This window comes from Pseudomonas sp. P1_C12 (assembly GCF_056406435.1).
This window is the reverse complement of the sequence record NZ_JBFUAE010000024.1, coordinates 13857-33581: the sequence shown is the minus strand read 5'-3', so window position 1 is coordinate 33581 and position 19725 is coordinate 13857. Positions and strand designations below refer to the sequence as shown.

Genomic DNA, 19725 nt, shown 5'->3' with positions numbered 1-19725 from the left:
TTCAGTGGCGAGCGGTTTACTCGCCACTGATTAGATTCGCGTCCTGGAGCATTCACGAGTGACCGCTTTTGGCTGTGCTGCCTGTCACGACGACCGTCAGAAAGTGCCCCAACGCTGCCACTCGAGCTAGCGCTCTGCATGTCGTACAAGCCAACGGATCTTTGCTGCCTTACTTCCCCGTCAGCCCCTGCAGATGTCGGTACCCGGCCGCCTGAGTGAAATCGGCCAAATACCAGATTGCTCCGTTGGCTCCCCATAAGCCGTCGTTGACTTCATCAAGGATGATCGACAATCGCCCTTCATGGTTCCGGCAATGATGGCTCAGGGAAATGAATTGATCGCAAAGCTGACGGCTCATATCGAAGCCTCACTACCGGCGACCATCAACGTCAGTACACTCGCATTCGACTTTGGCTTGTCAGAGCGAACGTTGTCTCGACACATACACAAGGCTACCGGCTACAGCCCGTTGCGGCTGATCCAGAGTGTCCAGGCCAATAAAGCCCGGGAGCTGCTGGCAAACAGTAAATACTCGGTCGATACCATTGCCGAACGCGTCGGATACCGGGATGCCACATCTTTGCGGCGATTGATGAAAAAAATGCTTAACGCAACATTCCGGCAATTGCGTTAAGCCGATATGTCTCGCTCCTTTTAAAGTGGTCGATTAAGTAGAAGCAAACGTGCCGCCAGCGCTGTCATAACCGCAGCGAAGCTATAGGCTCCCAGGCGTTTGGAGATCATGCCTTCGCGAAGGCGCATATGCAGCTGTCCGGCACAAAATCCGAGTAGGGCATGAAAGATCAATGCGATAAGTGCAAGCAATAACCCCAAGAACATCAATTGCGAGGTGACAGTACCGGTACCTGCGGTGACGAACTGCGGCAGAAACACCATGAAAAACAACAGCGCCTTGGGGTTTAACAAGCTGTTGATCGTGGCTTGGGCAAAGATCTTTCTCATCGAGGCCTGTGTAGCTTGAGACTGAGTATCCGTAGAAGGAGTCTTCAATGCCTGCCACGCCAGCCACATCAGATAACCAGCGCCGGCCCAGCGCAGCAAGTCAAACGCCGGCGCCCAACTCATCACTAACGCACCGAGGCCTGCGCTAACCATGATGGTCATCAGCACGTCAGCCAGGGTTATTCCTAGCGCAGCGGCGAGGCCGGCGCGCCATCCATGAGCAACAGCATGGCTGCTGACGATGGCCATGTTAGGGCCAGGAACGATCAACAACAGCAAGGCGGCAACAATGAACAGATAAAGGTCAGTGGTATCCGGCATAGGGCATAAGTCCGTGAGTGAGGAGTCATGCTAACCAGTAGTAGATAGGCAGGAGCAGATACAGTGCGGATGGATTTGGCCGCAACAGTCTGGTTTGGAGAAGGAAAAGTAATCTGCTGGACGGCACGGTAAAGCAGGTGCGAATGGCCGCTTCTGGCCGATTCTGTTGAAAAAGTCGGCCATGGTTTGCGTATCTGAAAAGTACGCGTCCGAGGTTGAAATCTTTACTTTTGGCAGAGGCTACCGGACTCGGATTTCACGTAGCAGCGTGCAAAAAAGGCGTTATCACCCGTCAATGATCAGGCAGTTTGGGCAGAGCGACTTTTTCAACAGAATCGGCCGATTTCTGCCTGACGAGAAGCGCTGCAACCGCCACATAGCTGACCGTCATCCAAATCGTGTGAGCTAATGGCGAAAGCTTGAGCGGGTCGACAGTGGCGAGTCCCAGTTTGATCGCCGAGAAATTCACGCCCCATATGGCCGTCATCGAAATGGCGAGCAATAGGTGTCGGGTTTTCATACGGATCTTCCTTGATGGATCGTTGACAATTGCAACGTAAAAAACCACAGCACCAGGGCTGTCGCGCTGATCGAGGCGCCCAGCAGGCTGACGGCTATCCAGCCCCATAGCGCATAAACCTGCGTCGCAGCGGCAGCGCCCAGTGCACTGCCCACCGAGTAAAAGCACATGTAGGCACCGACCATGCGACTTTGCGCGTCGGGTCGTGCCGCGAAAATCAGGCTCTGGTTGGTGACGTGTACGGCTTGCACCGCGAAGTCGAGCAAAAGCACCCCGCAAACCAGGGCGATCAGTGACGACTGTGCAAAGGCGATGGGCAACCAGGACAGCGTCAGGATCGCCAGCGAAATGCCCGTAACGCGTTGTCCCATACCTTGATCGGCCCAGCGACCGGATCTTCTGGCAGCCAGGGCACCGGCGACGCCAGCCAGGCCAAACAGGCCGATGACCGTGTGTGAAAGCGACAGCGGTGGGGCGCTCAACGGCAGCACCATGGATGTCCAGAGCACGGAAAAAGCGGCAAAGATCAGCAAGGCCAGCAGGCCCCTGATGCGCAAGACCGGTTCGGTCATGAACAGCGTGAAGAGCGACCGGATGAGTGCCGGGTAGGTGTATCGACTGCGTGGCGTCACTGCGCAAGGCAAGACTTTCCAGAACACTGCCGCGAGGGTCAGCATCAATCCCGAGGAAACGAAATACACGGCGCGCCAGCCCGCCAGATCGGCGATCAGCCCGGAGGTGAATCGCGCCAGAAGTATGCCCAGGACAATGCCACTGGTGACGGTTCCCACGGCCTGGCCACGTTGTGACGGCGTTGCCAGCACGGCGGCATAGGCCACCAGCACTTGAACCATCACTGCCAGCAAACCCACAACGATCATGGCCCCCAACAGGGTTAACCATTGCTGTGCTGCGCCGACCCCCGCCAGCGCAATCGCAGACAGCAGCACTTGAGTCAGAATCAGCCCTTTACGGTTTAACAAGTCACCCAGCGGGACGATGAACAGCAACCCCAGCGCGTAACCGACCTGGGTAGCCGTCACTACAAAGCCGATCATGGATGAGGCCACACCCAGGCTCTGAGCCATTGAGTCGAGTAAGGGTTGTGCGAAATAAACGTTGGCGACTGCCAGCGCGCAGGTGACCGAAAATAAAAACGTGAGTGACGGAGAAAGCCCCGAAGCCTGCGTGACGAAAGGCTGGGTGGCTGAGTCGGCATCTGCTGTCACATGAGCCTCCGTGGCGTTAAGCTGGTTTCAATTAAAAACCGGATTCCATTGTTGCTGGATCAGGTTTCAAATTGCAACCACATTGCTCAAGATTGAACGACAGGCTTGGCAGTCCTTATCCAAAAGGTAAACACGATGGTCGAAGACGCTTCATCGCACAGCAGCGAATGTCCGGTAGCACGAACACTGGAAGCCATTGGGGATCGATGGTCGCTCATGATCATTCGCGATGCGTTTGACGGCATTCGCCGATTCAGCGAATTCCAGAAAAGCCTGGGGGTGGCCAAAAACATCCTGGCATCGCGCCTGAAAACCCTGGTTGAGGTCGGTGTATTCGACGTTCAACCTGCTTCGGATGGCAGTGCCTACAAGGAGTACGTCCTGACGGAGAAAGGACGGGAGATCTTTCCGGTTGTGGTCAGCATGAGGCAGTGGGGCGAACGCTTCCTGTTCACGCGGGAAGAGACGCGTTCTGTGTTGTTGGACAATACGTTCGGCCAGTCCCTGATGCCGATTGAAGTTCGCTCCTCGAACGGTCAAAAACTTGGGCCGTCTGACTGCCACAGAGTGAGAGTGGTCGCCGACGAGTCGTGAATCGACAAGTGACACCCTCAAGCGGATGCCTCCTGCGCTGAGCTTTGTCGAATGAATCGCTCAATCAGCCATCTCGCGGCCGGTCCCGGTGGCAGATCCGTGCGGTAAATGACGTCAAAGGCATAAATCCCGCTCTGGTATTCCGGCAAGTTCAGACGTACCAGCCGACCGGCCTGCAGGTCTTCCTCGACCATCGGACGGGGCATGTTCCCCCAGCCAATACCTTCACGCAGCAGCATGTGCTTGGCGCCCAGGTCCGCCAGGCGCCAGGTGCGGTTACTGAGGACGGCGAAATCCTTGTCCTTGGTCAGCAGCGAGCGGTCGGACAGCACCAGTTGCGTGAACTCTCGCCCGGCGCCCGGAACATTGCTGTCGCTTGATGCCAGTGGATGATTCGGCGCCGCCACCGGAATCAATTCGACGCTGCCGACGCCAATTCTTTCGATACCGTCGATGCCCTCGTTCATCGGGCCACTGACGCCGATGATCGCGCCACCGTTGATCACCAGGGCGGTGACGGCGCCGAGCGCTTCCATATGCAAGTGCAGGGCAACCGTAGGGAACTCTTCGCGAAAGGATTTGAGTGCATCCACCACGCGCTCGGGGGGCAGCATGACATCGAGCACCACGTGGACTTCGGCTTCGAGCCCCTGAAGCAAGCCTTTGACCTTGGCGCGTAGTCCATGGATGCCGTTGGCGATGGTCCTGGCTTCGGCCAACACGGTGCGACCGGCATCGGTGAGCTGGGGTTTGCGGGTTGTCTGGCGGTCGAATAGCGACACACCGAGCTGCATTTCAAGGTTGGCGATCGAGTAGCTGATGACCGAAGTGGCGCGGTGCAGTTTTCTGGCGGCCGCCGCAAAACTGCCGACTTCCACGACCGTCAGGAACACGCGCAGTTGGTCCAGTGTCGGTGTGCCCGGGTCAGAGATCATGTCTGTTTCCTTGAATCAGACGTCGCTTGGCAAGTTGCACGATTGAACTCCTTTGCCGGTTACGTAGGTCTGCTTTTCTAATTTATCGAATCTAATGATCTAAATTAGTCGGCTATTCAGATTAGCTGACGAAGAGCAATATTTCCTCACCCGGGCGGTTCTTGTCGAATCGCACCCAATTCAAGGAAATACCCCATGACGACTTCGGCAAACATCGCTCAAACAACCGCCCCTGAACAGAGCCGTTCCGACGTGACCCAGGCCTCGGCCTCGTTGATCGGCCGCGTACTGCTCAGCGCAATCTTCATCCTTTCCGGTTTTTCGAAACTGGCAGCTCCGGCCATGATGGTCGGTTACATCAGCTCGGTCGGGCTTCCGCTTCCACAATTGGCATTGGCGCTGGCGATCATTGTCGAGATCGGCGGTGGCCTGGCATTGATCGCCGGTTATCGCACCCGCACCGTTGCCGCCGTCCTGGCAGTGTTCAGCGTGTTTACCGCACTGGCGTTCCATAACGCACTGGGCGATCAGAACCAGTTCATCCACTTCTTCAAGAACATCGCGATGGCCGGTGGCCTGCTGCAGGTCGTGGCCTTTGGTGCCGGTCGCTTCAGCCTCGACGCGCGCCGTCGTTGATCCCCCCGCGCTGCGAAGGCTGGTCCCTCGCAGCGCAATGCTTTTCTCCCTTCCTTTTCAAAAGTCGAGACCTCCATGAATGCCATATGTTTGTACAAATACGGCAGTCCTGAAGTTTGGTTCTTCACGGAATTCCGGGAAACTGTAGGAGCGAGCTTGCTCGCGATGGACTCAAGACCGCCGCGTTTAGACAGAAAATACGCGTTATCGTTAACGACCTTCGCTGGCAAGCCAGCTCCTACAACAAACCGCGTCCTGGTCGAAAATGAAGTGACTTCCCGGGGAGCTGTAGGAGCCGGCTTGCCGGCGATGGACTCAAGTGCACCGCGTTTATCCAGTTTACTCGCGTTATCGTTAACGACCTTCGCTGGCAAGCCAGCTCCTACAACAGACCGCGTCCTGGTCGAAAATGAAGTGACTTCCCGGGGAACTGTAGGAGCCGGCTTGCCGGCGATGGACTCAAGTACGCCGCGTTTATCCGGTCCACACGCGTTATCGTTATCGACCATCGCCGCACCGCAGCTCCTACAAGGGAGCGTGCCCACGTTTTTTTGGTTCTTCCCGGGATTGCGTGAAGAACCTGAAGTTTTACGTCTGGGAAATGCGTAGCTTTGCTGCCCGTTACTCGTGTACACGATCAAGCGCTCGCCGCACCTGATTCAATAGGTGATCGACATCCTCGGCAGTGGTGGCGAACGAGGTGACAAAGCGAACGATGTTGGGTCCCCAGCGATCATGGTAGAAGCCGAACCCGGCCTTGAGCAGTGCTTCGATGATCGCCGAGTCCAGGCGACAGAACAGGATGTTCGCCTCAGTGCCACCGAGCATTTCAACGCCGCTCAGGCCGGCAAGTCCCTGCGCCAGGCGCTGGGCCGCAGCGTTGGCCTGGCGTGCATTGCGCAGCCAGAGGTCGTCGGTCAGGTACGCGTCGATCTGCGCCGAAAGGAAACGCATCTTGGAAAAGAGATGGCCTGCGCGCTTGCGCCGGTAATTCATTTCGGCTGCGAGCGAGGTGTTGAACAGGACGATGGCTTCCGCCGCCAGTGCACCATTCTTCGTGGCTCCAAACGACAGGGCATCCACGCCTGCCTTCCACGTCATCTCGGCCGGGGAGCAACCAAGCGACACCAGGGCGTTGGCAAATCGCGAGCCATCCATATGCATTCCAAGGGAAGATGACTTGCAGACGTCACCGATGGCTGCGATTTCGTCCAGGGTGTAGATGCTGCCGACTTCGGTGGCCTGAGTGATGCTGACGCAGGCGGGCTGGGTCGTGTGTACATCGCCGACTTTTTCGCGAGTCCGCTCGCGCAGTCGGACGATGTCCAGCTTGGCCGCCGGGCCGTCGACGGTCATCAGCTTCGCACCGTTGGAAAAGAACTCCGGCGCGCCGCATTCATCGTTGTTGATATGACTGGCCGGGTGGCAATAGATGTTGCCCCAGGGCGGCGTCATGGTGCTCAGGCACAAGCCGTTGGCGGCGGTGCCGGTGGGCACCAGAAAGACCTCCACGTCACGCTCGAAGATCTCGCAGAACTTGCGCTGGACCTGCGCCGTCAACGCGTCTGTTCCATAGGGGCTCGCCTGGCCCGTGCTGTGTTTCACGATGGCTTGTGCCACCTCCGGCGATGCGCCAGCGATGTTGTCACTTGAAAACCCCAGCGCGGGCGGTCTGTTTGTCTCACCGTTCATCATCCAGTTCTCGGCTGCGCAGGCGAAGGTGTTTCGCCCGTATTGGCGCATCCTATGGAGAGGGAAGGTTGTCGCGCTTGTAAAAAATTGACGGCCGCCTGATGGCCGACGCCCTATGTCCTGTAGCGCGAGGGTGCGACGCCGAATGCCTGTCGAAAGGCGCGGTTGAAATGGCTTTGATCGTAAAAGCCGACAGCGTGGGCGACCTCGATGATCGGTTGCCCGCTGCGCGATAGCAGGCCACAAGCCCGTTCAAGACGCAGGCGAAGCAGCCATGCGTGCGGCGTCATGCCAATGGTCCGCTTGAACTGTTTAAGGAACGGGAACCGGCCCAACCCGCACAGGCCAGCGAGATCATCGAGGGTGATTCGCTGATCGATGTGGCTGAAACAATAGTCCCTGACGCGAGACCATTGCAGGGGAGATAGTGTGCCCGTAATCGTTTCGGGCCTGGTCGCCCGTGACTGGCTCAACAGGTGTTCAAGGAGGGTGATCCATTGCGTCTGTACCGCCAGACTACCTGGCCCAACGGCCTGCTGCATCGCGTCATGCAACCCGCGCAGGTTACCGGCAAGCCCTGCGTCTTCCAGCAACACACCGGTCAATTCAAGTTCTCTCGGTTGACCGCTGATCTCCTCGGTCAGACTCGCGACCAGCGCCTGGGACAGACGGAATGTCTTGAGCGTATAAGCGTCGCCGCCCTCGGGCACACCATCGTGGATTTCACCCGGCGGCATCAGGGCAATCCTTCCCGGACCTAAAAGATACGACTCGCCTTTGGATCGATGACGCTGGATGCCTTCGGTGACCAAACCAACGTGGAAATCGAGGTGGTAATGGCGATCGAAACCGGTGTCCACAAAGCGAGCGGACCCCAGCACCAAGCCTGGTACGTCGGATACGTGATGGTACTTGGCATGCTCAGTCATGAAACCCGTTAACAATCGGCGAGGAGGGCGGGGACTACGAAGTCTAGGGCCACCAGCGGAATAGATCCATGGGCATCGACTGCCGCTCGCTACGGGTGCACCTCTGGTGCGTCCGAGGCATTCAACTTCTCGATCACCAGGTCGATGAAGGCCGATACCGCAAGCGGCAACTGTCGTCGGCTTGGATACAGCACGTTCAGGCCATAGCCTTTGGGTTGGTATTGCGCCAGCACCGGGACGAGCACGCCGGCCTGAACATCGAGCCTGGCCATCACCGGTGGCAGTAGCGCGATGCCGAGGCCGGCCACGGCGGCCCTGCGCAATGCCTGTGCGGTATTGCCACTGAAGCGCCCACTGACCTGCACTTCCTCCTCACCCTGCGGGCCGATCAAGCGCCATGTGGCGTGGCCGCCGGGTTGCGCCGAGATCACACAATCGTGATTTACCAGGTCCTGCAGCGTGCGGGGTGAGCCGTGCGCGGCAATGTAGGCGGGGCTTGCGACCATTCCGACGCTGCGCGGGTCAAGGATCTGACGCCCGACAAAACCGGAATCGCGCAAGGCGCCGCCGCGAAACGCGACATCGATCTGCTCTGCGATCAAGTCGGCCTTCGCATCGCTGAGTATGAAGTCGAGCCTCACGCGTGGATACGCGGCGAGAAACCCGGTCACCCAGTCCATCTGGAAGAAGTCGAAGAAGTCGGCTGGAGCCGCCACACGCACCAGGCCATTGGGCTCGTTACTACCCGTTATCAACTCCTGTCCGGCTTCGAGCAAGCCGTCGACAGCACCTGCACAACGCTCATGGAAGTCCTGGCCTGTACTGGTGAGTGTGAGCTTGCGAGTGGAGCGTTGCAGCAGCCGAGTGCCGAGGTGTGCTTCGAGCTGCTGGATGCGGCGACTCACGGTATTGGGCGGCATGCCCAGGCGTCGTGCCGCCTCGGCAAAGCTGCCGCAGCGGACTACCTGCACAAACATCGCGATGTCATTGAGGTCGAGCATGGCCGGTCATTCCTGGTATTGGTGGACGAGTGCAATCCAATTGTATCGACTAATCAAGCAATCGGTCCCGCTCTATTGTTTGAGGTATCGGGCCGCGAGCTTCCCACTTCGAGTGATCATGATGAACCTTCAGCAACCACCTCACATCGCAATGGACCCTGGCTCTGCACGCGAAACCGTAACTCACCGCGCAATCAGCTATCGCACCACAGGCGGCGGGCATGGCGCCATTGTCCGGCTGATGAGTCCTTCGGATCTGGGCCATTTGATCAAGCCGTTCGTTTTCCTGGATCTGTTTGAAGGTGAGAGCTCATTCATCAACGGCATGCCAATTCACCCGCACTCGGGAATCGCCACCGTCACCGTCATCACCGAAGGTAATTTGCGCTTCGAGGATGCGGATTCGGGCAAGGGGATGATCGACTACGGCGGTGTCGAATGGATGCGTGCCGGAGGCGGGGTCTGGCACGGCAAGGAAATGTCGGTGGGCACATCGAAACGGATTCAGGGTTTTCAACTGTGGGTTGCACTACCGCCTGAGTTGGAAAACGCCAGTGTCGACAGTCAATACCTGGAGTCAGGCGTGATGCCTGAAGTCGGGCCGGCGCGGTTGATTCTCGGCACGTACCAGGGTGTCCAGAGCCCGGTCCGTGCCCCCGCCGGAATGAATTATCTGCTGGTCACGCTACGTGCCGGGGAATCCTGGACTTATGTTCCACCTGGCGAACATGAGTCGTTGTGGTTGAGTGTCAGCCGCGGCGCTTTGTCTGCACCAGGCCTGGTCAACGCAGGAGAGATGGCCATCTTCGAACCTGGCAACGGCGCCGTGACGCTCAAGGCGCTGCAAAAAGATACGGTCTTCGTGATCGGTTCAGCCGTACCTCATCCCTATGATCTGGCGCTGGGAAATTACTCGGTGCACACCAACCCGCAAGCCTTGCGTGCGGGAGAGGTGAAAATTGCCGAGATTGGCGTTCGGTTGCGTGAGTACCTGAAAAAGCCCAACGCGTCAGCCAGCGTACCGGTATTCAAGTAACCTGATCCATGGCGGCGCGCCATTCGAGTCAGGATTGCGCGCAGTCATGGATCATGGGGCGGCTGTGCAACGTCCAGTCGCCGCCCCTAACTTTGTGGCACCACCCGCGCTTCGTTCCCGGCACCCTCGACATAAACGTTCATGCCATTTTTCAGCCCCGGGTTGATCGGCTGGGTCACCTGAACCAGTACGCCGCTGTGGGTGCGAACGATGATCTGCTGTGCGTCCACGGGCTGATCATATTTTTTCTTTTCGGCGTAGTTGCCGCCCGCCGCGCCAGCCAGGGCACCGGCGACCATCGCCACATCCCGGCCGGTACCGTGGCCGATCAGGCTTCCCAGGGCCAGACCGCCAATACCCCCCATTATGGCGCCGACACCGCTATCGTGATTGGTCTGCATCTGGGTCTGTGTAATCTGCTCGATTTTCCCCGAACGAATCTCCATCTCGCCAGCGCCTCCGCTCCCGGCGCCAACCGCGGCACAGCCGCCAAGCACAAGACCAAAAAGCGAAATCGTCAGCCAGGAAGCGATAGTTTTCATCGTCAAACTCCATTTTCAGAGGAAGTGGATCATGCAAACGCATCCATTCAAGTTAGACGAAAATGCCTGATTCGCTCGGTTGTTTGGCTGTGCAAAGCGCTTGCCACGAAGGGGCAGTGGTGCAAGCGCCTGAACGGCTCGATCCAATATAGCTTGAACGCAGTCACATATTCCATAAAGGAAGTACAAACTATTTTTATAGTGCGTTTTAATCTATTCAGTATTTTGAATCGATTGGAGCTCTTGTCTGTGAACACTAAGGCGCTTTTACCTTTTGGCTTGGCATTACTGGCTACCTGCTCGACGGCTTTCGCGGGCCCCATACTGGATCGCGTAACCAGCAGCGGGGAGCTGACCGGCGTTCTGATGGAAAGCTATCCGCCATTCTCCTTTCTCAATGAACAGAACCAACTGGACGGGTTTGACGTGGATGTCGCCAAGGCTGTTGCGCAACGGCTAGGGGTGAAGCTGAAGCTGCAGACACCGTCCTGGGATGTCATCGCTGCCGGACACTGGAACGGACGATATGACATCTGCGTCTGCTCGATGACCCCGAGCAAGGCACGGGCCGAAGTGTTCGACTTCCCGGTGGAGTATTACCAGTCACCGGCCGTGATCGTGGTGAATGCCAAAGACCAGAACATTGTCACGGGCAAGGATCTGTCAGGTAAAAAAGTCGGTGTGATCAGTGCGTCGACCTATGAAGCCTATCTGAACAAGGATCTGGTGATCGAGGGCGCCGAGGACAAGCCGTTGAGTTATCCATTCGAAAGTGTCCAGGTCGCGCCATACGACAACGAAACCGTGGCCTTCCAGGATCTGGCCTTGGGCACGGGCGTGCGCCTGGATGCCATGGTCACCAACCTCATCACGGCTCGCGAACGCATCGCCCAGGATCCACGCTTCAAAATTGCCGGCGATACGCTGTATGCAGAGCCCAACGTGGTCGCGATCGAAAAGGGCGATCCGCAATGGAATGCCAAAGTCACTGAGGTCGTCACCCAGCTCAAGGCCGACGGCACATTAAGCAAGATTTCACAGAAGTGGATCGGTGCCGATATCAGCCAATGACAGCCCTCAATCCACACCCGGCCAAGGCGACTGTCGCCCCCGAAACCGAGGCGCGTCGTTTCAGCCAGCTAGTTGGTTTTCGCACTCGCCTGTATTTGACCTGGGCAGTGCTGTTCGGCCTGTGCGTCATGTTTTTCATGAGCTTCGATCTGAAGTTCTCGATCATTGTGCAGAAGTTGCCCAACCTGGTCGGCCTGCATTTGGGGCCTGACGGTTTCTTGCAGGGCGCCGCGCTGACGCTGTTCTTGTGCTTCTGCTCGATCTGGCTTTCGTTGCTCCTTGGTTTCGTGACGGCGCTGGCGCGCCTGTCTCGCAGTGCAGTGGCTTTCGGCATTGCCAGTTTCTATGCGTCCTTTTTCCGCGGTACTCCGCTGCTGATCCAGATCCTGCTGATCTACCTGGGGCTGCCGCAGTTGGGTGTGGTTCCTGGCGCCATCAGCGCGGGGATCATTGCGCTCTCGCTCAACTATGGTGCCTACCTCAGCGAGATTTTTCGTGCCGGCATCATGGCTGTTGCACCTGGACAGCGCGAAGCGGCGATGGCTCTGGGGCTGGGGCCTGCGGCAACGTTCCTGCACATCGTCCTGCCGCAGGCCATGCGCACGATCATTCCCCCGACAACCAGTCAGTTCATTTCAATGCTCAAGGACTCATCGTTGATATCGGTGATGGGCGTTTGGGAAGTGATGTTCCTGGCGCAGTCGTACGGTCGATCCTCTTACCGCTACATCGAAATGCTCACCACCGCAGCCGTTATCTATTGGCTCCTGTCCATTGGCCTGGAGTTGATACAGAACCGTCTTGAACGCCACTACGGCAAAGGTTTCAAGCATCAGCGCTGACCCATCCGCTTAATGACTTTTACAGGTACTACGATGTCCGATCCAAAACCTCTGTTGTTTGCGTTATACGAGCAAGCCAGTGTTGGCTGTGGCGGCGCGCCAAGCCTCTGGACGCACCCGGCAGACGAACGACTGACCATCAACTCCCTGGGCTACTGGTCGAACCTGGCACGCATCGCCGACCAGGCTCATCTCGACATGCTGTTTTTTGGTGATGTGCTGGGTTTCTACGATGTGTTTGGCGGTAATGCCGACGCGGCGATGAAGTGGGCGGTGGAAGCACCGGCCAACGATCCGTTGATGATCATTCCGGCATTGGCTGCGGTGACGGAAAACCTCGCCTTCGGCGTCACTGTCACCACCAGTTATGAACATCCTTTCACCCACGCCCGGCGCTTCAGCACGCTGGACCACCTGACCAATGGCCGGGTCGGGTGGAACATTGTCACCTCCTACCTGACCAGTGCCGCTCGCAACTTCGGCCTGGAGCAGATGATCAAGCACGATGATCGCTATGAACGCGCCGATGAATTTCTCGATGTGGTTTACAAGCTCTGGGAAGGCAGCTGGGCAAACGATGCCGTGGTGGCCGACAAGTCTCGTCGGGTCTTTGCCAAGGGCGATCGCGTGCGACCGATCAATCATGTTGGCGAGCATTACCGGGTGGCCGGGCCGCATTTGACGTCCCCGTCACCGCAACGCACACCGTTGCTGATCCAGGCCGGTTGGTCAGGCCGTGGTCGCGAGTTTGCGGCCAAGCACGCCGAACTGATTTTCATCGCCAAGTCCAACCCGCTGGAGATTCGCCAGGGCCTGGAAGATATATGGACGCAGGCCAGGGCACGGGGGCGTCACGCTGAAGATGTTAAATCACTGACGGTCCTGCGCATCGTCACGGCCAGGACCGAGATCGAAGCCCAACGCAAATATGACGAACTGCAAAGCAACTATCACTTGCAGGCGCAACTGGTGAGTTATGCCGGTGATACCGGTATCGACATCAGCCGCTACGCGGACAGCGATGCGTTGTCGACTCACACCGAAGGCATGACCTCCTATGTGATGCGTCCCGATGGCAGTGGCAAGCCCTTGACCGCCGGTGATGTCAAACAGCGCTTTGCCAACGTTACCCGTGGCAGTGATCTGATTCTGGTGGGAACGCCGCAACAAGTGGCCGATCGGATCGAAGAGCACGCCCGTATTTCCGGCACCAGCGGCTACATGCTAAATCCGCTGATCAGCCCGGGCAGCCTTGAGGACTTCGTTGAACTGATCATTCCTGAACTGCAAAAGCGTGGCTTGTATCGTACCCAGCCACAGAGCGGTACTTTCCGTTCGCGGTTACGGGACGATGGCGCTAGCCATTTACCGGATTCGGCTTACGGCGCCTCATTCCGCTTTGATAAAGGTTTCAGGACGGGGCAGTCTAGAAAAAAAGGGGCTCTCCAGGGGCCCCTTTATTGAGCAAATGTCCTGATCAAAAGTATTTGAGCCATCTGATATCGCGACGGCGTGCCTTCAATGCCGCGAACCAGCGCACGGGTAAATACAGGGATAAAGCCAGGAGCACCGCTGTCAGCCACACAGCCCAAATGCTGTCGAAACCGAAAAAATTGCCTTGGTTCAATCCGAACAACGCCACGCTGATCAGATACAGCGCCTTGAGTACGTAAAGGTGGAGCAAGTAGAAGAACATCGGCGCCGCGCCAAAGACTGCCAATGCATTGACCCACTTGCGTTGTTGAGCCCGTTCCAAGGCACGAAGCAGTAACAGGCCCACTCCCAGCGTCAGCGAAAGGAACAGCAGGGAAGGTGGGTATTTTGTAATGTTGAAGAAGCTCATGAGGGTTTGCGTGATGCCTTCATGGGCGACCCAATGCAACTCGCCATAACCATTGACTGCTCGCAGTGCGACAAATCCGATCAATGTCCCGACCCCTGCCAGCAGCAGATTACGTTGACGCTCCGCGGCCAAAACCTGGCCAGCGAACCAAGGGCCGATACTGTATCCAAGGGCGATCACACCGATCCACGGCAGTACAGGATAAGAGGTGCGCAGACGCAAACCGTCGGAGAATTCGATCCAGCCGCGATCATGCAGAATCGCCCAAGGTATATGCATTGGCGAGCCTGCCGCGAAGTGCACACTATCCAGCAGGTTGTGCCCGGCCACGATCACCAGACCCAGGCAGCACAGAATGGGCCTGGGTAACCAGACCAGCCCGGCCAGGGCAATCATGCAGATGCCAATGGCCCAGATCACTTGCATGTAAATTGCCGCAGGTGGGAACTGAAATGTCCAGGCGAAATTCACCAGGGTGAACTCCAGCAGTACCAGAAACAGACCGCGCTTGAATAAAAAGGCTGACACATCGCCCTTGCCCTGGTGCTTTTGGCCATACAGGCAAGCGGAAAGTCCAGTGAGCAGTATGAAAACCGGGGCACACAAATGGGCAAGTGTGCGGCTGAAAAATAGCGCCGGCTCAGTGGACTCAATGTCCATCGGGTCTGCTACCTGACGGTGCAAAAAGAACGTTTCGCGCACGTGATCCAACAACATAAGGAGGATTACCAATCCCCTCAGGGCATCAATGGACAGCAGGCGTTGTTTCAAGGGTGTGATAGGTGGGATGTGAGTAGAGGTTGTCATCGAATGTCGCAAGCAGGGAATGGATGGCTCTGCCAGTGGCGACTGACAGTGCACGCCTGCATTAGTTATAACATAACAATTAAACCAAGGGCGACCGCCTGATTGCGTTGATAGCTGTCTACCTAGACGCCTTCAACTCAAGGAATGCGTCCCGCAATCGAGCGTCGCCTGAGTTCGGCCTGAACTCCTTGAACTGTTTAATGGAGCATCAGCCTGGGAACTGATCCCCAAACATAGGATACCCGCCGGCGGAACCTTCGCGCGTCGCCTCGTCCTGAATCACATCCCAGTGTTCGACCATCACGCCGTCCTCGAGGCGCAGGATATCGACCACGACCCAGTTCGCCGGCTGGCCGATGCCAGTGAAGCGACCGTGCAACATGACGAAGTCGCCTTCAGCGACTGCCAGCTGGCATTCGTAAAGCAAATCGGGCGCTCCTGCGGCGACCAGTTCGAACAGACCCTCGCGACCCGGGGGCACATGGGCACTGTGCTGGATATAGGAGGGCGACCAGTAGCGTTCGGCCGCAGCCAGATCCTTGCGATTGAACAGGGTTGCGAAGCCTTCGAGGACGATGGCCTTGTTCTCGACGGGGGTGAGTGAAGTCATGGTCGGTTTCCTGCTAACAAAGTAAAGGGGAGGGCGGTTGAAGGGCCGCCCAATATCGCCTTGTGGACTCAGCCGAAAGCCGGTCCGTTGGCAATCATGTCGTTGAACCCGTTGACCCAGGCATGCTCGTTCGGGCCAGGATTGGCGCGCATGGCTTCAGCGGGCGCGACCAGGATTTCGTCCACGCCGCTCTCGAATTGCGCCATGGCGCCGGCAATGAACTGGTCGAGGGGAATGGCGCGCTCCTCCTCGCGGCTGTCGAGCAACTCGGTGCGTACCCACGGCGGTGCGATCTCGACCAGTTGGACGCCGTGTTCGCGCAGCAGGTAGCGCTGCGACAAGGTGTAGGAGTGCAACGCTGCCTTGGTCGCCGAGTAGACCGCCGTCACGGCCATGGGTACGAAGCCGAGTACCGAGGAGACGTTGACGATGACGGCATCCGGCTTGGCCTTCAGATGCTCGACCAGCGCCGAGGTCATGCGGATCGGACCCAGCAGGTTGGTGGTGACGGTCGACAGGGCAAGCTCATCGTCCACCGGACCTTCTGCATGATCGAGCAGCATGATGCCGGCATTGTTGATCAGCACGTTGAGCTCAGGGTAATGGGCGATGAGGTGTTGCGCTGCGGCCTGGATGCTGGCCGTGTCGTTGATGTCGAGCTCGATGGCTGCCATGCCGGGGTTGGCATCGAGCGTCTGCTGCAGTCGCTCCTTGCGCCGTCCCGAGATGATCACTTGATTGCCCAGCTTGTGGAAGGCTTCCGCCAGGCCTTGGCCGATGCCGGAGCCGCCGCCAGTGATGAAGATCGTGTTGCCAGTCATGCGCATGAGGGATTTCCTTGAACGAAAAAGTCAGGGCGTCCGCCACGCTGCCAGGTCGATCAGCTCGACCGCTGCGTCGCGGGGTATGGCGCTAAATTGGCAGCTTCGGCCGGATCGGAGTAGACGCTGTGGCCGGCTATCTTCTATGCGCCGGATGCATAAGCACCGCCGGCATCGTCAAGCAGGCTGGCGACAAGATGTTCGATCAGGGCGCGGCCGGCTCTGCGGGTTCGCGAGCCGTGGGGGAAGTAGGCATGCACAGGTACGGATTCGGTCTCCCAATCGGTGAGCAGCGCGACGAGCTCACCGCTTTCAAGCTCCCGCCGGCAGGCCCAGGCCGTTGTCGATGTGATCCCTAAGCCAGCCGTTGCCGCTGCGACAGCGCCTTCGTTTTCGTCGGTCGAGAAGTGCGCCTCGAGCTGAATGGTCCTGGTCTCGCCATCGCGTTTGAACATCCACCCGCTCGGCACCGTTGAGGCTGGACCGGCGATGATTCGATGTGATTGCAGGTCCTCCGGCGTAGTCGGCTCCCCAGCGGCGCGCAAGTAGGACGGTGAGGCGAGAATGTATCTGGAGATCGTCATGATCTGACGGCTTGTTGCACTGGAATCCACCAGCCGTCCCAGCCTTATCGCAACATCGATATTTTCGCGCACCAGATCCTGCCAATGATCGGCAAGCAGCACCTGGATATGCAGGTTGGGGTGTATCGCTGCGAACGGCGCCAGGCGTGGAATGATTTCCCGTACGCCGATGCTCGTTGGCATGCTCATCCGCACGACCCCACGCAGCTCTGCGCCCCCGCGAACGCTCTGCTCTGCCTCTTCCACAGCGACGAGGATGGGTTCCATGCGCGAGAGAAAGTCCGCCCCGGCCTCGGTCGGTACGACGGCACGTGTCGATCTCGCCAGCAGCAGGGTGCCGAGATCGGCTTCGAGCTCGGCCACGATCCTGGAGACCTGGGATTGAGAAAGACCCACTTCGCGTGCCGCAGCGGAAAAGCTGCCCAGTCGCGCCACCCTTGTGAAAAGCCTGTAGGAGAAAAGGTCTTTCATGCGTTGGCACCTTCCTTCAGCCGGTACGCACCTTGACCCCGTTGGCAGAGGCGACCGTGAAACGCGGCAGTTTGGGTGAGTGATGTTTTGGCGGGGAGGTAGCTGGGGCACTATGACCCCAGTTACCAGTGGTGCAAATGATCACGCAACTTCGGTATGGAAAGGATAGTCCGTGTAACCCACTTGCGTGCCGCCGAAGAACGACTCGCGGTCGTACGGGTTCAGCGGCCAGCCGTTACGCAGGCGCTCTGGCAAGTCAGGGTTGGCGATGAAGTGGCGGCCGAACGCGACCAGGTCCGCATCGCCGGCCTCAAGGATCGCGTTGGCCGATTCACCGGAGAAACCGCCCGCCGCGATCAGGGTGCCCTTGTAGTGCTGGCGGATGAGTTGGGACGCCACCGGGTTCTGGTCCCGGCGCTCGTCTTCGGCGACACCCAGGATGCGCGGCTCGATCAGGTGTAGATAGGCGAGGTCCAGCTTGTTCAGCTCGCGTGCGACATAGGTGAACAGGCCAATGGGGTCGCTGTCGGACATATCGCCGAAATTGCCGCTCGGCCCCAGACGCACCGCCACCCGATTGCTGCCCCAGACGGAGATCACCGCCTCTACCGCTTCCAGCAGGAACCGGCTGCGGTTCTCGAACGAGCCACCGTAGATGTCCGTACGTTTGTTGCTGCCGTCCTGGAGGAATTGATCGAACAGGTAGCCGTTGGCCGAGTGCAACTCCACGCCGTCGAATCCGGCTGCGATACCGCGTTCGGCTGCGGCGCGGAAGCTTTCTACCAGGTCGCGGATTTCCGCGATGGTCAGTTCGCGCGGGGGGCTGCCGGGGGTCCAGCCAGTCTCGGTGAAGGCGAGGCCGCCGTGGTCCACGACGGAAGGGGCTACCGGCTGGGCGCCGCCCGGCTGCAGGAGGCTATTGGACTGGCGCCCCGCATGATAGAGCTGCAGAAAGATTTTGCCGCCCTTGGCATGAACCGCGTCGGTCACGAGCTTCCAGCCGGCGATCTGGCTGTCGTCATACAGACCGGGAGCACCGAGGTAGCCGTTACCATTGGCAGCGGCGATAGTGGCTTCGCCGATCAGCAGGCCACCGGCGGTGGTACGCTGGGCGTAGTACTCGGCCATCAACTGGCCAGGAATGGCACCCGGCTCGGCACGCATACGGGTAAGTGGCGCCAGAACGACGCGATGGGAAATCTGGTGTGGACCTATTTGGATGCTGGTATGCAGTTTGGACATGACAACGATACCTATCAGTGGTGGGATGGGCGCAATGTAGGCGTAAAATTCACGGAGAAAAATATCCCGCGATGCCGAACATTTCGGATGTTTTTTCCGTAATCCCGCCTTGTTGGCGGGGGGCTACCGGAGCAGGCAGGAAAAGTGATGGAAAGTCTGAATGGCATCTCGATGTTCGTGCAGGTTGCCGAAACGCGCAGCTTTACCGAGTCCGCCCGCCAGCTGGGGGTGTCATCCTCGACCGTGGGTAAAACCATTGCGCGGATGGAGGAGCGCTTGCATGTGCGGCTGTTTCATCGCAGCACACGCAGCATCACGCTGACGGCCGAGGGGACCCTGTTCCTTGAGCGCTGCCGCCGCATCCTCAGCGAGGTCACCGCTGCCGAGTCCGAGCTGTCAGGCCTGGCTGGCAGTCCGCGGGGGCGACTTCGGGTGGGCACGCCGCTACTGGGCGACCTGATGATGCCGGCCTTTGACGGGTTCATGGAGCGGTATCCGGAAGTCGAACTGGATATCGATTTTTGCGACCGCATGGTCGATGTGATCGAGGAGGGGTTCGACGCGGTGATTCGCACCGGCGAGCAAACCGACTCTCGCTTGACTGCGCGCCGCCTGGGTTCCTGCGCACATGTGCTGGTGGCGTCGCCGACCTATCTCAAGCGGCATGGCGTACCCGCGTATCCGCGTGAACTGGAACGCCATGCATGCCTGCAGCACAAGTTCCCCGCAACCGGAAAGCTGGAGCGTTGGCCGCTGCGACTCGAAGCCTCCGAGGCTGAACTGGTGCTGCCCGCCACGATGACGTCGAACACGATCGAGCCTCTTGCCTACGCCGCAATCCAGGGCCGGGGCATTGCCTTTCTGCCGACTTTCCTGGTGCGCGAAGCGCTGGAAAGCGGCCAGCTGGTCACCGTGCTGGACGACTGCATTGACCGTCAGGTCGTCTTCTGGATGCTGTGGCCAGCCAACCGTTATGCCTCGCCCAAGTTGCGCGTGTTCATTGACTACATGAGTGCGCATTTGCGCATCTGATCGC

At 58.5% G+C, this 19725-nt stretch carries 19 protein-coding genes and 2 pseudogenes; 8 read left to right on the top strand and 13 right to left on the bottom strand.

What is annotated here, in order from left to right; all coding sequences use genetic code 11:
• Nucleotides 1–289: 289 nt before the first annotated feature.
• Nucleotides 290–634 (top strand): annotated as a pseudogene (locus tag AC1D19_RS27740) (helix-turn-helix domain-containing protein); the annotation flags it as partial.
• A gap of 20 nt (nucleotides 635–654) precedes the next feature.
• Here AC1D19_RS27740 and AC1D19_RS27735 read toward each other — a convergent pair.
• The 3 genes and pseudogenes from AC1D19_RS27735 to AC1D19_RS27725 all read right to left on the bottom strand — a co-directional run bounded on the left by AC1D19_RS27735 (nucleotide 655) and on the right by AC1D19_RS27725 (nucleotide 3033).
• The gene (locus AC1D19_RS27735) at nucleotides 655–1284 is read right to left on the bottom strand and encodes a LysE family translocator (protein WP_477765251.1); all 630 of its coding nucleotides are present in this window, start codon (nucleotides 1282–1284) and stop codon (nucleotides 655–657) included.
• Nucleotides 1285–1678: 394 nt separating this feature from the next.
• A pseudogene (locus AC1D19_RS27730) lies at nucleotides 1679–1804 on the bottom strand (EamA family transporter); the annotation flags it as partial.
• Nucleotides 1801–3033 carry an MFS transporter gene (locus AC1D19_RS27725; protein WP_477765250.1) on the bottom strand — a complete coding sequence of 411 codons (1233 nt, stop codon included), beginning with the start codon at nucleotides 3031–3033 and terminating at the stop codon, nucleotides 1801–1803. The gene AC1D19_RS27725 and the pseudogene AC1D19_RS27730, both read right to left, overlap by 4 nt.
• A 135-nt stretch (nucleotides 3034–3168) precedes the next feature.
• Between AC1D19_RS27725 and AC1D19_RS27720 the strand changes: the two genes are divergently transcribed.
• A complete protein-coding gene (locus AC1D19_RS27720) occupies nucleotides 3169–3627 on the top strand; it encodes a winged helix-turn-helix transcriptional regulator (RefSeq protein WP_477765249.1) in 459 nt (152 codons plus the stop codon).
• A gap of 17 nt (nucleotides 3628–3644) precedes the next feature.
• On the opposite strand, the gene AC1D19_RS27715 is transcribed toward AC1D19_RS27720, so the two are convergent.
• Nucleotides 3645–4562, bottom strand: a complete 918-nt coding sequence (locus tag AC1D19_RS27715) for a LysR family transcriptional regulator (RefSeq protein WP_477765248.1) — start codon at nucleotides 4560–4562, stop codon at nucleotides 3645–3647.
• Nucleotides 4563–4757: 195 nt separating this feature from the next.
• Between AC1D19_RS27715 and AC1D19_RS27710 the strand changes: the two genes are divergently transcribed.
• Nucleotides 4758–5198 (top strand): DoxX family protein, encoded by a 441-nt coding sequence (locus AC1D19_RS27710; protein WP_108215679.1) that lies wholly within the window; start codon nucleotides 4758–4760, stop codon nucleotides 5196–5198.
• Between the two features lie 621 nt (nucleotides 5199–5819).
• Here AC1D19_RS27710 and AC1D19_RS27705 read toward each other — a convergent pair.
• The 3 genes from AC1D19_RS27705 to AC1D19_RS27695 form a co-directional block, all read right to left on the bottom strand.
• Entirely contained in the window at nucleotides 5820–6890 is a 1071-nt protein-coding gene (locus AC1D19_RS27705) for a threonine aldolase family protein (protein ID WP_477765247.1), read from the bottom strand.
• A gap of 113 nt (nucleotides 6891–7003) precedes the next feature.
• Nucleotides 7004–7819 (bottom strand): AraC family transcriptional regulator, encoded by an 816-nt coding sequence (locus AC1D19_RS27700; RefSeq protein ID WP_477754333.1) that lies wholly within the window; start codon nucleotides 7817–7819, stop codon nucleotides 7004–7006.
• Nucleotides 7820–7908: 89 nt separating this feature from the next.
• Nucleotides 7909–8820 carry a LysR family transcriptional regulator gene (locus AC1D19_RS27695; RefSeq protein ID WP_477754334.1) on the bottom strand — a complete coding sequence of 304 codons (912 nt, stop codon included), beginning with the start codon at nucleotides 8818–8820 and terminating at the stop codon, nucleotides 7909–7911.
• A 118-nt stretch (nucleotides 8821–8938) separates the two neighbouring features.
• Here AC1D19_RS27695 and AC1D19_RS27690 point away from each other — a divergent pair, with 118 nt between their 5' ends.
• Complete coding sequence (locus AC1D19_RS27690) at nucleotides 8939–9856, top strand: pirin family protein (RefSeq protein ID WP_477765272.1); 918 nt, start codon at nucleotides 8939–8941, stop codon at nucleotides 9854–9856.
• Between the two features lie 86 nt (nucleotides 9857–9942).
• On the opposite strand, the gene AC1D19_RS27685 is transcribed toward AC1D19_RS27690, so the two are convergent.
• Complete coding sequence (locus tag AC1D19_RS27685) at nucleotides 9943–10398, bottom strand: glycine zipper 2TM domain-containing protein (protein ID WP_477765246.1); 456 nt, start codon at nucleotides 10396–10398, stop codon at nucleotides 9943–9945.
• Nucleotides 10399–10647: 249 nt separating this feature from the next.
• Between AC1D19_RS27685 and AC1D19_RS27680 the strand changes: the two genes are divergently transcribed.
• The 3 genes from AC1D19_RS27680 to AC1D19_RS27670 are packed head-to-tail and all read left to right on the top strand — an operon-like array spanning nucleotide 10648 to nucleotide 13775.
• Complete coding sequence (locus tag AC1D19_RS27680; RefSeq protein WP_477765245.1) at nucleotides 10648–11469, top strand: ABC transporter substrate-binding protein; 822 nt, start codon at nucleotides 10648–10650, stop codon at nucleotides 11467–11469.
• Nucleotides 11466–12311, top strand: coding sequence for an amino acid ABC transporter permease (locus tag AC1D19_RS27675; RefSeq protein WP_477765244.1), 846 nt, complete (start codon nucleotides 11466–11468; stop codon nucleotides 12309–12311). Before AC1D19_RS27680 ends, AC1D19_RS27675 begins: the two co-directional genes overlap by 4 nt.
• 33 nt (nucleotides 12312–12344) lie before the next feature.
• Nucleotides 12345–13775, top strand: a complete 1431-nt coding sequence (locus tag AC1D19_RS27670; RefSeq protein ID WP_477765243.1) for an LLM class flavin-dependent oxidoreductase — start codon at nucleotides 12345–12347, stop codon at nucleotides 13773–13775.
• A gap of 13 nt (nucleotides 13776–13788) precedes the next feature.
• Here the strand turns inward: AC1D19_RS27670 and AC1D19_RS27665 are convergent, their stop codons facing one another.
• The 5 genes from AC1D19_RS27665 to AC1D19_RS27645 all read right to left on the bottom strand — a co-directional run bounded on the left by AC1D19_RS27665 (nucleotide 13789) and on the right by AC1D19_RS27645 (nucleotide 18689).
• On the bottom strand, nucleotides 13789–14961 hold the full coding sequence (locus AC1D19_RS27665; RefSeq protein WP_477765242.1) for an acetyltransferase domain-containing protein: 1173 nt from the start codon (nucleotides 14959–14961) through the stop codon (nucleotides 13789–13791).
• A gap of 208 nt (nucleotides 14962–15169) precedes the next feature.
• A complete protein-coding gene (locus AC1D19_RS27660; protein WP_477765241.1) occupies nucleotides 15170–15571 on the bottom strand; it encodes a nuclear transport factor 2 family protein in 402 nt (133 codons plus the stop codon).
• 68 nt (nucleotides 15572–15639) lie between these two features.
• Nucleotides 15640–16398: an SDR family oxidoreductase gene (locus tag AC1D19_RS27655; protein WP_477765240.1), complete on the bottom strand. Its 759-nt coding sequence runs from the start codon at nucleotides 16396–16398 to the stop codon at nucleotides 15640–15642.
• 137 nt (nucleotides 16399–16535) lie between these two features.
• Nucleotides 16536–17447: a LysR family transcriptional regulator gene (locus tag AC1D19_RS27650; protein WP_477765239.1), complete on the bottom strand. Its 912-nt coding sequence runs from the start codon at nucleotides 17445–17447 to the stop codon at nucleotides 16536–16538.
• A 141-nt stretch (nucleotides 17448–17588) separates the two neighbouring features.
• Nucleotides 17589–18689, bottom strand: a complete 1101-nt coding sequence (locus AC1D19_RS27645) for an alkene reductase (RefSeq protein ID WP_477765238.1) — start codon at nucleotides 18687–18689, stop codon at nucleotides 17589–17591.
• A 147-nt stretch (nucleotides 18690–18836) separates the two neighbouring features.
• Between AC1D19_RS27645 and AC1D19_RS27640 the strand changes: the two genes are divergently transcribed.
• The gene (locus AC1D19_RS27640) at nucleotides 18837–19721 is read left to right on the top strand and encodes a LysR family transcriptional regulator (RefSeq protein ID WP_477765237.1); all 885 of its coding nucleotides are present in this window, start codon (nucleotides 18837–18839) and stop codon (nucleotides 19719–19721) included.
• Nucleotides 19722–19725 lie beyond the last annotated feature (4 nt).

Coding starts and splice junctions, on each gene's coding strand:
- AC1D19_RS27720 (WP_477765249.1), top strand. CDS start 3,169: ATGGTCGAAGACGCTTCATCGCACAGCAGCGAATGTCCGGTAGCACGA.
- AC1D19_RS27710 (WP_108215679.1), top strand. CDS start 4,758: ATGACGACTTCGGCAAACATCGCTCAAACAACCGCCCCTGAACAGAGC.
- AC1D19_RS27685 (WP_477765246.1), bottom strand. CDS start 10,398: ATGAAAACTATCGCTTCCTGGCTGACGATTTCGCTTTTTGGTCTTGTG.
- AC1D19_RS27715 (WP_477765248.1), bottom strand. CDS start 4,562: ATGATCTCTGACCCGGGCACACCGACACTGGACCAACTGCGCGTGTTC.
- AC1D19_RS27735 (WP_477765251.1), bottom strand. CDS start 1,284: ATGCCGGATACCACTGACCTTTATCTGTTCATTGTTGCCGCCTTGCTG.
- AC1D19_RS27660 (WP_477765241.1), bottom strand. CDS start 15,571: ATGACTTCACTCACCCCCGTCGAGAACAAGGCCATCGTCCTCGAAGGC.
- AC1D19_RS27670 (WP_477765243.1), top strand. CDS start 12,345: ATGTCCGATCCAAAACCTCTGTTGTTTGCGTTATACGAGCAAGCCAGT.
- AC1D19_RS27665 (WP_477765242.1), bottom strand. CDS start 14,961: ATGACAACCTCTACTCACATCCCACCTATCACACCCTTGAAACAACGC.
- AC1D19_RS27695 (WP_477754334.1), bottom strand. CDS start 8,820: ATGCTCGACCTCAATGACATCGCGATGTTTGTGCAGGTAGTCCGCTGC.
- AC1D19_RS27640 (WP_477765237.1), top strand. CDS start 18,837: ATGGAAAGTCTGAATGGCATCTCGATGTTCGTGCAGGTTGCCGAAACG.
- AC1D19_RS27675 (WP_477765244.1), top strand. CDS start 11,466: ATGACAGCCCTCAATCCACACCCGGCCAAGGCGACTGTCGCCCCCGAA.
- AC1D19_RS27645 (WP_477765238.1), bottom strand. CDS start 18,689: ATGTCCAAACTGCATACCAGCATCCAAATAGGTCCACACCAGATTTCC.
- AC1D19_RS27700 (WP_477754333.1), bottom strand. CDS start 7,819: ATGACTGAGCATGCCAAGTACCATCACGTATCCGACGTACCAGGCTTG.
- AC1D19_RS27690 (WP_477765272.1), top strand. CDS start 8,939: ATGATGAACCTTCAGCAACCACCTCACATCGCAATGGACCCTGGCTCT.
- AC1D19_RS27650 (WP_477765239.1), bottom strand. CDS start 17,447: ATGAAAGACCTTTTCTCCTACAGGCTTTTCACAAGGGTGGCGCGACTG.
- AC1D19_RS27655 (WP_477765240.1), bottom strand. CDS start 16,398: ATGCGCATGACTGGCAACACGATCTTCATCACTGGCGGCGGCTCCGGC.
- AC1D19_RS27705 (WP_477765247.1), bottom strand. CDS start 6,890: ATGAACGGTGAGACAAACAGACCGCCCGCGCTGGGGTTTTCAAGTGAC.